This is a genomic window from Paracoccus gahaiensis (genome assembly GCF_005048225.1).
Classification (GTDB): Bacteria; Pseudomonadota; Alphaproteobacteria; order Rhodobacterales; family Rhodobacteraceae; genus Paracoccus; species Paracoccus gahaiensis.
Genome location: NZ_SUNI01000011.1, coordinates 33,309 through 46,572 on the forward strand (window position 1 = coordinate 33,309; position 13,264 = coordinate 46,572).

Sequence of the window (13,264 nt, forward strand, 5' to 3'; positions counted from 1 at the left end):
GCGGGGAACCGGCTTGACACAAGGCCAGGGCGATGTATCAACTCTCCAAACGCTATCACATTATGACGGAAGGTGCCCCATGAACGCGATGACCAAGCCCTATGCTGGCACCGGCTCCCATGTCGGCAGCCTCTATGCCGCGACCGCCAACCCCACGCGGGTCCGCCCCCCCTTGCAGGGCAGCCACCAGACCGACATCTGCGTGGTCGGGGCGGGCTTCACCGGCCTGTCGACCGCGCTGCATCTGGCCGAAAAGGGCTACACGGTCACCATCATCGAGGGCGCGCGGGTGGGCTGGGGGGCATCCGGGCGCAATGGCGGGCAGATCGTCAATGGGCTGAACGCCAGTCTGGCCAAGATCGATCGTCAGTTCGGCCATGACACCGCCCGGTTCGTCGCGGGGCTGGTGACCGAGGGCGGTGACATCATCCGCGCGCGGGCGAAGAAATACGCCATCCGCTGCGATCTGAAGCAGGGCAACATCCTGACCGCCATGTCCGCCAGTGACATGAAGGAGCTGGAGGGCCGCCAGAGGCTGTGGGAACGCTATGGCATCACCTGCCAGGAGCTGCTGGGGCCGGACCAGATCCGCCAGCATATCGGGTCCGACCTGTATGTCGGCGGCCAGCTGGACCACAAGGGCGGGCATCTGCATCCGCTGAATCTGGCGCAGGGCGAGGCCGAGGCGTTCGAGGCAAACGGCGGCACCATCTTCGAGATGTCGCCGGTCACCTCGGTCGACACGACCGGCGCGACGCCGGTGGTGCGGACCGCGCAGGGCCGGGTCGAGTGCAAGACGCTGGTCCTGTGCGGCAATGCCTATCTGGGCGACGTGGTGCCGGCGCTGACATGGCGCGTGATGCCCGTGACCACGCAGATCATGGCGACCCGGCCCCTGAGCGCCGAGATGGCCGCCCGTCTGCTGCCCACCGATCATTGCGTCGAGGATATCCGCTATATTCCAGACTATTACCGCCTGTCCGCCGACAAGCGCCTGCTGATCGGCGGCGGCTCGGTCTATGGGGGCGTCGATGATCTGAACATCCAGAGCAAGCTGCGCCGCAACCTGTATCGCATCTTCCCCGAGCTGCGCGGCATCGAGGTCGACTACAGCTGGAGCGGCAATTTCGCCCTGTCCTTCACCCGCGTTCCGCAGATGGGCCGGATCGGCGCCAACACCTATTTCGCCCATGGCTACAGCGGCCATGGCGTCACCGGCACCCACACCTTCGGGCGCATCCTGTCCGAGGTGATCGATGGCGACCAGACCCGGTTCGACACCTTTGCCGCCCTGCCCTGGTATCCCTTCCCCGGCGGGCGCACCTTTCGTGTGCCCTATTCGGTGATGGGGTCGTGGTATTACGCGCTTCGCGACAAGCTGGGGATCTGACCGACCACCAAAAAGCCCGGCTGCGACCCCGCAGGGGGCGACGGCCCGGGCCCTTCCAACAACGGAGAACCCGATGACCCGATCCTGCGCCCTGATGCTGTTCCTGATGACGACGGCCGCCCATGCCCAAGGGCCCGATCCGCGCTGACCAATGCGGTTTATTACGCCGATCCCAACATGGCCGCGACGCCGCTGGTCGACCCCGAGGTAGCGGGCGATCCGGGCATCTATCCGGCAGAGGCGGTCCGCGCAAAGCTGTTCACCCTGCGCCCGCATACGCCGCGCTATGACCGGCTGTTGACCCGCGCCTGGACCACGCTGAAGACCGGCCGATGAGCGGCGCGCCCTTCCTGCGCATCCAGAACCTGTCCAAGCGCTTCGGCACCGTCTCGGCGGTGGACGACGTGTCGCTGCACATCGCGCAGGGGGAACTGTTCTGCCTGCTGGGCGGGTCGGGCAGCGGCAAATCCACCTTGCTGCGCATGCTGGCTGGGTTCGAAGAGGTCACTTCGGGCAGCATCAGCATCGACGGTCAGGATATGACCGCGATGCCCCCCGACCGCCGCCCCACCAACATGATGTTTCAGTCCTATGCCCTGTTCCCGCATCTGAGCGTCGAGCGCAACATCGCCTATGGGTTGCACCGCGACTGCCGCCCCCGCGTCGAGATCCGCGACCGCGTGGCCGAGATGCTGGCGCTGGTGCAGATGGCCGGCTTTGGCGGGCGAAAGCCCGACCAACTGTCGGGCGGGCAGCGTCAGCGCGTGGCGCTGGCCCGCGCGCTGGTCAAGAAGCCGCGCCTGCTGCTGCTGGACGAACCGTTGGGCGCGCTGGACAAGAAGCTGCGCGAGGAAACGCAGATGCAGCTTCTGGACATTCAGCGGGCCTTAGGCATCACCTTCCTGATCGTCACCCACGATCAGGACGAGGCGATGACCCTGTCCTCGCGCGTGGGCGTGATGACGGACGGGCGCATCGTGCAGACCGGCACCCCGCGCGAGGTCTACGAGTATCCCCAAAGCCGCTTCGTCGCGGGCTTCATCGGGCAGGTGAACCTGTTCGAGGGACGCATCACCCAGGACGAGGTGGACCATGTCGAGATCACCTGCGCCACGACCGGCGCGCGGATCATGGTGGCCCATGGCATGGCCTGCACCATGGGCCAGCCGGCAACGGTGGCGATCCGGCCCGAAAGGATCACCCTGTCACGCGCGCGCCTGCCCGATCTGCCCAATCGCCTGACCGGCACGGTCGAGGGGGTCGGTTATCTTGGCAACCTCTCGGTCTATCGCGTCGCGGTGGCGGGGGGGACCCTGCTCCTTGATCATCCCAATGATTTGTTCGTCGGGCTTACTCGGCCCACTGGGGCCACGGTCCCCTCCTCATCGGTGAAGCGGCTTTTCCTCATGTCGTCTGCTCCTTCGTGATGAAGCAAACTTTACATTAAACTAAGGGATATTCCGGGGGGCAGGTCAGGCCTGATGATGGTCGTCAACTTGTCGATCGGGCTCTACACCCCGCCGGTGGGCACGACGCTGTTCATCTCGGCGGGCATCGCCCGGGTGGGCATCGGAGAGACCGTGCGCGCGCTGGTGCCCTTCTATCTGGTGGCGCTGTTCGTGCTGATGCTGATCTCGTATGTTCCGGCGCTGACCATCTACTGAGCCGCACCCGGAGGCTCGGCCTGCCTGAAGCGGCATCCCAGCTGCGTCAGGCAGGCCCTTGCTTCGGCCTCGTGGGTCTGTGCGGCCTCCGCGATCCAGTCGGCGAACCGCGCCACGATCCGCCGGTTCAGGTGGCGCGACGGACAGACCATCCAGTAGGCGGGAAAGTCGATCACCGGAAAGTCCAGCGACAAAGGCACCAGATCGCCGCGCTGCACATCGGCCAGGCACAGGTTCACGCTGTCCAGCGCCACGCCCATCCCCTGCCGCGCCAGCTCCAGCGACATCGAGGACCGATCGAAGGCCATGGGATAGATCAGGTCGGGCAGATCCACCTGGTTCAGCGCCAGCCACAGGTCCCACCGGAACATCGTCTTGACGCTGTCGATCAGCACCGCATGGCGCAGCTGCTCGCCCGGATCGTCCGAGATCGCCTGCAGCCGGTCGCGATAACCGGGGCTGCACATCGGCATGACAAGATCATGCATCACCCCTAGCACCGACAGGCCGGCCCACTGCCCATGACCATAGCGCAGATCGAAATCCGCAATCTCGGTCTCGAACGAAGTGAAGTCCTGCGTGGCGTCCACGCGGATGCTCCATTCCGGGTTCGCCGTCAGGAAGGCGCCGATGCGCGGCCCCAACCAGCGCACCCCAAAGCTGGGGCTGACGCGCAGGATCAGGTTGCGCAGGTCACGCTGGCGGATGATGGCGCTGCGGGCGTTGCGGATGGCCCCGAAGGCATGGGTCGCCGTTTGGAACAGGATGTCGCCGTCATGGGTCAGGATCAGCTTGCGCCTCTCGCGCCGGAACAGACGGACCCCGAACTGCGCCTCGAGCAGCCGGATCTGCTGGCTGACGGCCGAGGGTGTGACGCCCAGTTCGATGGCCGCAGCACCGACCGATCCCTGCCGAGCCACGGTCTCGAAACACTCGATGGCCTTGATGTTGATGTCGCGCATGATGGGGTGACAGTCGACAAAAAGGATGCTGCTGTCCAGCAGGTCGCCTTTTCGGTCGCCGCATCTGTATCGACTCCCCGAACGGCATTTGACAAAAGGAGCAGGGGCGCATCTGAAATCAACCGCTTCTGCATAGAGCACGGAAACGCGGTAGGAGCGGGTGCTGCAGCCTCGCGGCAACCGACTGAAATTGCAGGCTCCTTCATTTCGTCATGAAACGCTTACGAAATCGTCGGCCTGCTGTCATGGTTTGTCCCTAGCCCGGTCTCCACACCCCCATGCTTAGAATTTGCGAGGACCGATGACCCGTACCATCCTGACCGCCGCCACCGTCAGCCTGCTGGCCCTGCAGGCTGCCCATGCCGAATTCGCGCTGGACGCCCGCTATTCCGATGCCGATGGCGACATGATCGCCGACATCCCGACCGACGAGGCGCAGCTGTCCGATCCCGACACGCTGGTCTTCGCCTATACCCCGGTCGAGGATCCCGCCGTCTATGCCGAGGTCTGGCAGGAATTCCTGGACCACATGGCCGAGGTCACCGGCAAGCAAGTGCAGTTCTTCCCGGTCAACAGCAACGCCGCCCAGATCGAGGCGATGCGCGCGGGCCGCCTGCATGTCGCGGGCTTCAACACCGGCTCGAACCCGCTGGCCGTGGCCTGCGCAGGCTTCCGGCCCTTCGCGATGATGGCTGCCGAGGACGGCAGCTTCGGCTATGAGATGGAAATCATCACCCATGCCGACAGCGACATGCAGGAGGTCGAGGATATCCGCGGCGGGCAGATGGCCTTCACCGCCGAGACGTCGAACTCCGGCTTCAAGGCCCCCTCGGCGCTGCTCCAGGCGGAATACGACATGGTCGCAGGCACCGATTTCGAACCGGTCTTCTCGGGCGCGCATGACAACTCGATCCTGGGCGTGGCCAATCGCGACTATCCGGCGGCGGCCATCGCCAATTCGGTCAAGACCCGCATGATCGAGCGCGAGGTGGTGACCGAGGATCAGTTCCGCACGCTCTATACCTCGGAAACCTTCCCGACGACCGGCTACGGCGTCGCCCACAACCTGACCCCCGAGCTGCAGGAGAACATCCGCCGCGCCTTCTTCGACTTCGACTGGTCGGGCACCGCGCTGGAGGAGGAATTCAGCAATTCGGGCGAATCCCAGTTCATCGAGATCAATTTCGCCGAGACCTGGTCCGTGGTGCGCCAGATCGACGAGACGATGGGCGTGGAATATTCCTGCAGCTGACGCCGCCCGCACGATCCGGGGCCGGGGGTGCGATGCATCCCCGGCCCCCCGCTTTCCAGGAACGGACCCCGACATGCTGGACCTCAACGGCCTGACCAAGACCTACAAGACCGGCGACCGGGCGGTGAACGATGTCAGCCTGTCGGTGCCCAAGGGGCAGATCGTCGGGCTGATCGGGCCGTCGGGGGCGGGCAAGTCCTCGCTCATCCGCTGCATCAACCGGCTGGTCGAGCCGACCGCGGGCCGCATCACCCTGGCCGGGACCGAGCTGACCGGCCTGGGCCCGCGCGCGCTGCGCCGCCAGCGCCGCCGCATCGGGATGATCTTTCAGGAATACGCACTGGTCGAACGCCTGACGGTGATGGAGAACGTGCTGTCGGGCCGCTTGGGCTATGTCAGCTTCTGGCAAAGCTTCACCCGCCGCTTTCCCCCCGCCGACATCGCGCGGGCCTATGCGCTGCTGGACCGGGTGGGCCTGCTGGACCATGCCGACAAGCGCGCCGACGCGCTGTCGGGCGGCCAGCGCCAGCGCGTGGGCATCGCGCGCGCCCTGGCGCAGGACCCCGAGCTGCTGCTGGTCGACGAGCCCACCGCCAGCCTGGACCCCAAGACCAGCCGCCAGATCATGCGCCTGCTGACCGAGATCTGCGCCGAACGCGACCTGCCCGCCATCGTCAACATCCATGACGTCGCCTTGGCCCGGCAGTTCCTGCCGCGCATCGTCGGCCTGCGCGCCGGGCAGGTGGTCTTCGACGGCACGCCGGCGGATCTGACCGACATTGCCCTGACCCGCATCTATGGCGACGAGGACTGGGACGCCATGCGCCGCGCCGAGGCCGAGGACGAGGCCGAGACCCGCGAGGCGCTGGCCGCCCGCGACGCGATGGTCCTGGCATGACGGCGGCCTATCCGACCCGCTGGCGCCGCCCGCCGCAGATCATCAGGAACCGGCGCCTGGCCCGCGCGCTGCAGCTGGGCTTCGCGCTGTGGTTCATCGCGGCGCTGGCCACACTGGACCTGGACTGGGCGCGCGTGGCCGAGGGCTGGTCCCGGGCCCTGCGCTTTGTCGAGGGCTTCCTGCAGCCCGATTTCACCAGCCGCTGGCGCGACATCTCGCGCGGGCTGGTCGAAAGCCTGACGATGACGCTGACCTCGACCGTGGTGGGCGTGGCGATCTCGATCCCCATCGGCATCGGGGCGGCGCGCAATCTGGCGCCCCGCTGGATCTATGCGATCTGCCGCTCGATCATTGCCGTCAGCCGCGCGGTGCAGGAGATCATCATCGCGATCTTTTTCGTGGCCATGTTCGGCTTCGGCCCCTTCGCGGGCTTCCTGACGCTGTCCTTCGCGACCATCGGCTTCATCGCCAAGCTGCTGGCCGACGACATCGAGGATCTGGACGAGGCGCAGGTCGAGGCCGTGCGCGCGACCGGCGCGGGCTGGATGCAGGTCATCAACTATGCGGTCCAGCCGCAGGTGATGCCGCGCCTGATCGGGCTGTCGGTCTATCGCCTGGACATCAATTTCCGCGAAAGCGCGGTGATCGGCATCGTGGGGGCGGGCGGCATCGGGGCGACGCTGAACACCTCAATCGACCGCTATGAATATGACAGCGCGGGGGCCATCCTGCTGATCATCATCGCCATCGTGATGGTCGCGGAATATGGCAGCTCCTATCTCAGGAAGTTCCTGCAATGACCGATGCCACGGATCACCTGACGGGCGACCGGATCTGGACCTGGCGGACCCCGCGTCACCGGCTGCTGCTGTGGGCGGGCTGGCTGGGGCTGGTCGCGCTGTTCGTCTTCTGCTGGCAGGTGATGACGCGCGGCACCATCTGGGCCTTCGTGCAGGACGCGCCCCGGCAGGCGGCCGACATCACCGACCGGATGTTCCCGCCCGCCCTCGGCTATCTGCCCGAGCTGATGGTGCCCTTGTGGGACACGCTGAACATGGCGACCCTTGGGACCATGCTGGGGGTGGTCATGGCGGTGCCGGTGGCCTTCCTGGCGGCGCGCAACACCTCGCCCTCGCCGCGCCTGCTGCGGCCGCTGGCGATGTTCGTCATCGTCGCCTCGCGCTCGATCAACGCGCTGATCTGGGCGCTGCTGCTGGTGGCGATCCTGGGGCCGGGGCTGCTGGCGGGCATCATCGCCATCGCGCTCCGCTCGATCGGCTTCATCGGCAAGCTGCTCTACGAGGCGATCGAGGAGACCGACCCCCGCCAGATCGAGGCCGTCACCGCCACCGGCGCCGGCCCCGCGCAGATCCTGACCTATGGGATCGTGCCGCAGGTGCTGCCGACCTTCTGGGGCATCACCGTCTTCCGGTGGGACATCAACATCCGCGAAAGCGCCATCCTGGGACTGGTCGGCGCGGGCGGGCTGGGGCTGAAGCTGCAGGCCTCGCTGAACACGCTGGCCTGGCCGCAGGTCACGATGATCATGATCGTGATCCTGGGCACCGTGGTCGTGTCAGAATGGATCTCGGCCAGGGTGCGCCGCGCCCTGATCTGAGGCTCGGACCGGCTCCGCGCGGGTCATGCAGGCCGGAGGGGTGGCGCGGTCCTTGGCCCGGGGATAACCATGGCCTAGATGCAAAGGCGGTTCGGCCCCCGGTGCGGCCTTCGCCGATAACGCAGGAGCCGCCATGCTGGATATTCTGGTCTTTCTGGGGTCCGTCAGGACCAGCACACCGCCCCGACCCGCGCGGCTTGGAGAGCGGGTGGCCCGCGCCTGCACCGCCCGGTTGACCGGGATGGGACTGCAGGCCAGCCTGATCGACCCGCTGGATTTCCCGCGTGAGGCAGCCTTCAAGCCGCATTTCGCCTATGCCGAGAGCCGGGCTCCTGAGGCATTGGACGACCTCGCCGCCCGGATCACGGCGGCGGACGGCTATGTCATGGTCAGCCCGGAATACAACCATTCGCTCAGCCCGGCACTGGCCGATCTGCTCAACCATTTCGGCAGCTCGCTGTTTTCCTACAAGCCCTCGGTCATCGCCACCTATTCGGCGGGGCAGTGGGGCGGCACGCGGGCGGCGATGGCGATGCGGGGCTTTCTGTCCGAACTGGGCTGCCTGCCGGTCTCGGCGATGATCCATGTCCCCCATGCGCAAAAGGTGTGGGACGCGGAGGGGGCCTATCTGGACGGCGTCGATGCCGAGCGCTGGCAGGGCTATCTGGACCGCAGCTTTCAGCAATTGGCATGGTGGGCCCAAGCCGCCCGGGACAGACGGACTGATGCGCAGGCCGTCCGGCCCGATGCCTTCCGCACCCACCCGGGCGAACGCAACGCGCCGTGACCTTGATCAAAGGAAGCGCCGCGATAAGGTTGATCGGAGGGCAGGGGGTCTGCTGATGCCGGGCGCCGCAGGATGGATCGTGCCGCCCTCCGTGGCAATGCCCCCGCAACGGCTTCCCTGTCCTGTCGCCGATGACCGGACCGGCGACGTTTCCGGCGGCCGAAATGCGGGGCACTCCCTGTCGGGGAAAGGCTCGTCAAGATGGCATGTCAGCCTCCGTCGGCTATCGCAGACCGTCAAAGGTCGCCCGCAGATCGTCGACGAACATGCCGGGACGCTCCAAGGCTGCAAAATGACCGCCCTCGCCATGCTCCGAAAAATGCACGAGACGGTCGAACCGGGCCTCGGCCCATCGGCGCGACAGGCGGACCTGCTCGCCACGGAACATCGAGATGCCGGCCGGGGTTCTCATGGCGTCCTGCGGCATTCCGCCCGCCCGCATTGCCTGCATCCCCTCCCAATAGAGCCGCGCCGACGTCGGCCCGGCGTTCGGCAGCCAGTAGAGCATGATGTCGTCGATCATCTCGTCGAGATCAAAGACGCTCTCGGGATCACCGCCGCTGTCGGACACATCCTGAAACAGCGCATAGATCCAGGCGGCCAGGCCCACGGGCGAATCCGCGAGCGCGAACGCCACCGATTGCGGCCGCGTGCCCTGAAGCTTCATGTAGGCGGAATAGTCCGCGTCATAGCGCGCCGCGTCCGAGAGCATCTGCCGCTCTTCGGTGTCGGCATTCGCGACCTCGGCCTGACTGGGCTGGAAGGGGACGAAATTGAGGTGGATCCCGGCAAGCCCCGCAGGGGCCATGTGCCCGAGGATCATGGTGACCATCGCGCCCCAGTCCCCACCCTGCGCACCCCAGCTGTCATATCCAAGCCGGGCCATCAGCGTCGCCCACGCGGCCGCGATGCGCGCGGGGGTCCAGCCGGGCTCGGTGGGTTTGCCCGAGAAGCCGAAGCCGGGCATGGACGGAATGACAAGATGAAACGCGTCCCTTGCGGTTCCTCCATGCGCGGTCGGGTTGACCAGCGGATCGATGACATGCCGGAATTCTAGGACCGAGCCCGGCCAGCCATGCGTCAGCAGAAGCGGCATCGCCTCCGGATGCGCCGAGCGGATATGCAGGAAGTGGATGTCGACTCCGTCGATCTGTGTGATCTGCGGGTTCCATCCGTTCAGCAGGGCCTCGCAGCGCCGCCACTCATAGCCGTTCTGCCAGCGCGCGACCAAGGCGCGCAGCTTCTCCAGGGGTGGGCCTTGGCGCCCGTCCTCGACGGGGCTCTGATCGGGCCACCGGGTGCGGGACAGGCGGTCACCAAGATCCTTGAGATCGGCCTGGGGAATGTCGAGGATGAACGGCCTGACGGCGTCTGACATGATGGGGTGCTCTTGTGTGCGTGATCTGAGGGGCATAGACCATCGCCTTAAATAAACTAAACGCAGACGTAAAGTTTATTCGCTCAGGTCCGGAGGATGAAGCAGGAATGGTGCACGAAAGAAAGGCTGGCAAAAGCCGTGGCGGTCGGCCCTCGCTTGAACACGCGGCCGATATCGATGCGCGAATCCTGTCCGCCGCCGCCGCCCTCTTCATCGAGCGCGGGGTGGACGGGACCAGCCTAGAGGCGGTCGCGACGGCAGCCGCGGTGAGCAAACCGACCCTCTATGCGCGCTATGCGGACAAGTCCGGGCTTTTCGTCGCGGTCATCCGGGCGCATGTCGCGGCGGCACTGCCACCGATCGAGGGATCTGCCGCCGGAACCTCGCCGGAGCAACGTCTCCGCCAGGTCGGGCGGGCGGTGATCGAAGGCGCCCTGCAGCCCGTGCCATTGGGCCTCATGCGCCTGTATATTGCCGAGGTGCCGCGTCATGGCGACCTGGTTCGCGAGGTCGACCGCTTGGGTCGCGAGGCGGCACTGAAGACGATTTCAAGCGCGATCGCTGATCCCGAGGACGCGGACTCCGTCGATCGCGCCCAGATCATCGCAGCCGCATTTCTCGACCTGGTCTTCGTGCCCCATCAGATGCGTGCATTGCTGGGAGACTTGCCGGACGATGCAGATCCGCTGCACCCGGCTCTGGATGAGCGGATCGAGACGGCGGTGACATTCTTCCGGTCGACCGGGCTTCTTGCCAGCGACAGAACGCCTGAGAGGTCTTCTGGACCCCCTGGGGACCGGACTGTGTGAGAATGCCGTTTCGGTGAGCCTGCCCCAGCTGTGAGAGGCGCTGACGAGGATGAAGACATCGTCGGCAAACCCCATCACCGGCGGAAACAGCCGCAGGGCGCCCAAGGCACCGACCCTGGCGCGGTCAGGTCCTCTTGTCGCTGATCCTCCCAAAGACTCACAGGGGGGCAGGAGGATCACGCAGGCCGCCTGTTCATCCGGACGATCAGGGCGAGGCCGACGGCCAACAGGCCCAGTGCGACGCCAAGGACAGCGATGAACGACGTCTCGAAGGCAGCATTGGCCGCGTCGAGAAGTTGGGCCGACGCAGCGGCACCAGCCGCCTCGGCATGCTGCAGGGCCTGGTCGATGCCCAGAGCGGAGGGCCCCACATCCGCCAAGGATGACGGTGCCTCGTAGGAGCGGGCATAGACCGCCGCCAGAATGCTGCCGAACACGGTGACACCAATGGCGCCGCCCAGCTCGTAGGAGACCTCCTCGACCGAAGCGGCCGTGCTTGCGCTTTCCCGGGGCGCGTTGTGCATGATGGACGCAGACGCGGTCGTCATCGTCATCCCGACGCCAATGCCGACCAGGGTGAGCGCGAGGATCTGGATGGGCAGCGAACTGATCGAGACCAGATGAAGACCCAAGCCCAAGGCGATTGCGCCCATGCCCACCGGCAGCAGGATGCGATCTCCGATCCTCGTGATCAACCGGCCTGTCAGGGGTCCGGCAGCAAAGGATGCAAGCGGCAAGGGCAGAAGCTGGATGCCCGCCTGCAAGGGCGACAGGCCCATGACCAGTTGGAACCGCTGCGTCATCGCCAGCGACAGGCCCATCAGGCAGGCGGCCGCGAACAGCGCCGCGATGACGGCGCTGCTGAACGCGGGATTGGCGAAGACCCGCAGATCCAGCATCGGATGCGTCGCCCGCCGCTGTCCGCGGATGAACAGCGCGATGAAGCCGACGCCGACGCTGGCGGCGATGATGGCCACGGCGAAGGACGGAACGGGCTTGCCGAATTCCTTGATCGCCAGGGTCGTCGCCACCAGTCCCACCATGATCTGCACCGAGGCCGACAGGCTGAACGGATGGCCCCCTTCCGAGGCCTGCTTTCCCACGATGAGCAGCCCCGCGACGAAGGCGATCAGCACGATCGGGACGTTGATCAGGAACACCGACCCCCACCAGAAGAATTCCAGCAGGATGCCACCCAGGATGGGACCGAAGGCCGCCCCCCCGGAGGCCACGGCGGCCCAGACACCGATGGCAAAGTTGCGCTCTGCATCATCCTCGAACGTATGGCGGATGATGGCCAGCGTGGCGGGCATCATCATGGCCGCGCCGATGGCCAGCGCGACGCGGCCGGCGATCAGCACCTCCGGCGTCGGGGCAAAGGCCGCCAGCAGCGATGCGGCGCCGAAGACCAGCAGACCGCCCAGAAACATCACCCGCGGGCCGAACCTGTCGCCAAGCGCGCCCGACGCGGGCAGCAGACCTGCAACCGTCAGCGCATAGGCGTTGACGATCCAGAGCTTTTCGGATGGCGTGGCGTCCAGTTCGGCGGTCAGTCGCGGCAAGGCGGTATAGAGGACCGTCATGTCGATGACGATCAACAGCAGCGCGCTTGAGACCACGGCCAGCACAAGCCAGCGATTTCCCGAATCCATGTCTTTTTCCTCTTCGGCTTGCGCCAGATTCGCGGCTGATATAAATCCATACGTATGTAATGGAAAGGGGCCGGATGGGACGCCACAAAACGGTTGATCGCGACAACCTTCTCGACCTGGCCGAGGATATCGTTCGCAGCCAGGGGGCCGCGGCGTTGACCATCGACTCCCTGGCCAAGGCGGCGGGCATTACCAAGGGAGGGGTCCAGTATACGTTCCCCAGCAAGGCGGCGCTGATCGACGCGCTCTGCGCGCGCTGGATGGAAAGCTACGAGACGCTGTTTGCCACGATGATCGCGCCCGATCCGACGCCGGTCGACGTGATCGATGCCCATGTCGGTGCGACGTTCACCGACAGCGGCCCCGCGCAAGCGAAGGCCGCAAGCATGATGACCTTGATGCTTCAGTCGCCAGAGTTCATGGCGGCCACGCAGACATGGTATCGACAGCGCATGCAGGCCCTTGATCCGTCGGCACCGGAGGATCGACAGGCACGGTTGGCGTTTCTGGCCACCGAGGGGGCATTCTTCCTGCGCTATTTCGGGTTTCTGGACATCGCGGATGAGGACTGGGCGGCGATCCATCGTGACATCCGATCAAGCCTGACGACAAGGCGTCAGGCGACGTCGGACGAGTGAACGGAGGCTGAGACGCATCCGTATCATGGCCGCGGATCGGGCAGCGACCTGGACCTCGACGGGATGCGTTTCGGGACAGTTTGGCCCCGCAGGGCGGTCCCACAAGCGTGGCAGGCAAACGCCCCCGGTGCCGAACATGTGGCCGTCCTGGCACGCCTTCCCCGTCAGCGGGGCGTCATGCCCCGCACAGCCGACATGAACAGCCGGTGTCCCGAT

Annotated in this window: 14 protein-coding genes; 11 read left to right on the forward strand and 3 right to left on the reverse strand. The window is 66.1% G+C overall.

Translation table 11 applies throughout. The features are described from left to right. Positions 1-79 precede the first annotated feature (79 nt). From FA743_RS11930 to FA743_RS11940, 4 genes are all read left to right on the forward strand, one after another. Positions 80-1,390 (forward strand): NAD(P)/FAD-dependent oxidoreductase, encoded by a 1,311-nt coding sequence (locus tag FA743_RS11930; protein WP_136886335.1) that lies wholly within the window; start codon positions 80-82, stop codon positions 1,388-1,390. A 177-nt stretch (positions 1,391-1,567) separates the two neighbouring features. Beyond that, on the forward strand, positions 1,568-1,726 hold the full coding sequence (locus FA743_RS20335; protein ID WP_169308874.1) for a hypothetical protein: 159 nt from the start codon (positions 1,568-1,570) through the stop codon (positions 1,724-1,726). Then, complete coding sequence (locus FA743_RS11935; RefSeq protein ID WP_136886336.1) at positions 1,723-2,817, forward strand: ABC transporter ATP-binding protein; 1,095 nt, start codon at positions 1,723-1,725, stop codon at positions 2,815-2,817. Before FA743_RS20335 ends, FA743_RS11935 begins: the two co-directional genes overlap by 4 nt. Before the next feature lie 54 nt (positions 2,818-2,871). Next, on the forward strand, positions 2,872-3,054 hold the full coding sequence (locus FA743_RS11940) for a TRAP transporter large permease subunit (RefSeq protein WP_246054945.1): 183 nt from the start codon (positions 2,872-2,874) through the stop codon (positions 3,052-3,054). Here FA743_RS11940 and FA743_RS11945 read toward each other — a convergent pair. Next, positions 3,048-4,016 carry a LysR family transcriptional regulator gene (locus tag FA743_RS11945; protein ID WP_136886337.1) on the reverse strand — a complete coding sequence of 323 codons (969 nt, stop codon included), beginning with the start codon at positions 4,014-4,016 and terminating at the stop codon, positions 3,048-3,050. The two genes, FA743_RS11940 and FA743_RS11945, sit on opposite strands and share 7 nt — an antisense overlap. A 301-nt stretch (positions 4,017-4,317) precedes the next feature. Between FA743_RS11945 and phnD the strand changes: the two genes are divergently transcribed. The 5 genes from phnD (at position 4,318) to FA743_RS11970 (ending at position 8,571) form a co-directional block, all read left to right on the forward strand. After that, positions 4,318-5,268: a phosphate/phosphite/phosphonate ABC transporter substrate-binding protein gene (gene phnD, locus FA743_RS11950; protein WP_136886338.1), complete on the forward strand. Its 951-nt coding sequence runs from the start codon at positions 4,318-4,320 to the stop codon at positions 5,266-5,268. 73 nt (positions 5,269-5,341) lie between these two features. Continuing rightward, entirely contained in the window at positions 5,342-6,166 is an 825-nt protein-coding gene (phnC, locus tag FA743_RS11955) for a phosphonate ABC transporter ATP-binding protein (protein ID WP_136886339.1), read from the forward strand. Continuing rightward, on the forward strand, positions 6,163-6,966 hold the full coding sequence (phnE, locus tag FA743_RS11960) for a phosphonate ABC transporter, permease protein PhnE (protein ID WP_136886340.1): 804 nt from the start codon (positions 6,163-6,165) through the stop codon (positions 6,964-6,966). Before phnC ends, phnE (FA743_RS11960) begins: the two co-directional genes overlap by 4 nt. Further along, entirely contained in the window at positions 6,963-7,784 is an 822-nt protein-coding gene (gene phnE, locus FA743_RS11965; protein ID WP_136886341.1) for a phosphonate ABC transporter, permease protein PhnE, read from the forward strand. The genes phnE (FA743_RS11960) and phnE (FA743_RS11965) overlap by 4 nt, the downstream gene beginning before the upstream one ends. Positions 7,785-7,917: 133 nt before the next feature. Next, positions 7,918-8,571, forward strand: a complete 654-nt coding sequence (locus FA743_RS11970) for an NADPH-dependent FMN reductase (protein ID WP_211242260.1) — start codon at positions 7,918-7,920, stop codon at positions 8,569-8,571. A gap of 223 nt (positions 8,572-8,794) precedes the next feature. Here FA743_RS11970 and FA743_RS11975 read toward each other — a convergent pair whose 3' ends face one another. Next, entirely contained in the window at positions 8,795-9,949 is a 1,155-nt protein-coding gene (locus FA743_RS11975) for an epoxide hydrolase family protein (protein WP_136886342.1), read from the reverse strand. A gap of 107 nt (positions 9,950-10,056) precedes the next feature. On the opposite strand from FA743_RS11975, the gene FA743_RS11980 reads away from it, so the two are divergent. Continuing rightward, a complete protein-coding gene (locus FA743_RS11980) occupies positions 10,057-10,758 on the forward strand; it encodes a TetR/AcrR family transcriptional regulator (RefSeq protein ID WP_136886343.1) in 702 nt (233 codons plus the stop codon). A 176-nt stretch (positions 10,759-10,934) separates the two neighbouring features. On the opposite strand, the gene FA743_RS11985 is transcribed toward FA743_RS11980, so the two are convergent. Next, complete coding sequence (locus tag FA743_RS11985; protein WP_136886344.1) at positions 10,935-12,410, reverse strand: MFS transporter; 1,476 nt, start codon at positions 12,408-12,410, stop codon at positions 10,935-10,937. Between the two features lie 74 nt (positions 12,411-12,484). On the opposite strand from FA743_RS11985, the gene FA743_RS11990 reads away from it, so the two are divergent. Continuing rightward, positions 12,485-13,048 (forward strand): TetR/AcrR family transcriptional regulator, encoded by a 564-nt coding sequence (locus tag FA743_RS11990; RefSeq protein WP_136886345.1) that lies wholly within the window; start codon positions 12,485-12,487, stop codon positions 13,046-13,048. Positions 13,049-13,264 lie beyond the last annotated feature (216 nt).

Bases quoted from the DNA above. Each gene is read 5' to 3' on its own strand.
- FA743_RS20335 (WP_169308874.1), top strand. From the start codon at position 1,568: ATGGCCGCGACGCCGCTGGTCGACCCCGAGGTAGCGGGCGATCCGGGC.
- FA743_RS11935 (WP_136886336.1), top strand. From the start codon at position 1,723: ATGAGCGGCGCGCCCTTCCTGCGCATCCAGAACCTGTCCAAGCGCTTC.
- FA743_RS11980 (WP_136886343.1), top strand. From the start codon at position 10,057: ATGGTGCACGAAAGAAAGGCTGGCAAAAGCCGTGGCGGTCGGCCCTCG.
- FA743_RS11930 (WP_136886335.1), top strand. From the start codon at position 80: ATGAACGCGATGACCAAGCCCTATGCTGGCACCGGCTCCCATGTCGGC.
- FA743_RS11975 (WP_136886342.1), bottom strand. From the start codon at position 9,949: ATGTCAGACGCCGTCAGGCCGTTCATCCTCGACATTCCCCAGGCCGAT.
- FA743_RS11940 (WP_246054945.1), top strand. From the start codon at position 2,872: ATGATGGTCGTCAACTTGTCGATCGGGCTCTACACCCCGCCGGTGGGC.
- FA743_RS11970 (WP_211242260.1), top strand. From the start codon at position 7,918: ATGCTGGATATTCTGGTCTTTCTGGGGTCCGTCAGGACCAGCACACCG.
- phnC (WP_136886339.1), top strand. From the start codon at position 5,342: ATGCTGGACCTCAACGGCCTGACCAAGACCTACAAGACCGGCGACCGG.
- FA743_RS11985 (WP_136886344.1), bottom strand. From the start codon at position 12,410: ATGGATTCGGGAAATCGCTGGCTTGTGCTGGCCGTGGTCTCAAGCGCG.
- FA743_RS11990 (WP_136886345.1), top strand. From the start codon at position 12,485: ATGGGACGCCACAAAACGGTTGATCGCGACAACCTTCTCGACCTGGCC.
- phnD (WP_136886338.1), top strand. From the start codon at position 4,318: ATGACCCGTACCATCCTGACCGCCGCCACCGTCAGCCTGCTGGCCCTG.
- phnE (WP_136886340.1), top strand. From the start codon at position 6,163: ATGACGGCGGCCTATCCGACCCGCTGGCGCCGCCCGCCGCAGATCATC.
- phnE (WP_136886341.1), top strand. From the start codon at position 6,963: ATGACCGATGCCACGGATCACCTGACGGGCGACCGGATCTGGACCTGG.
- FA743_RS11945 (WP_136886337.1), bottom strand. From the start codon at position 4,016: ATGCGCGACATCAACATCAAGGCCATCGAGTGTTTCGAGACCGTGGCT.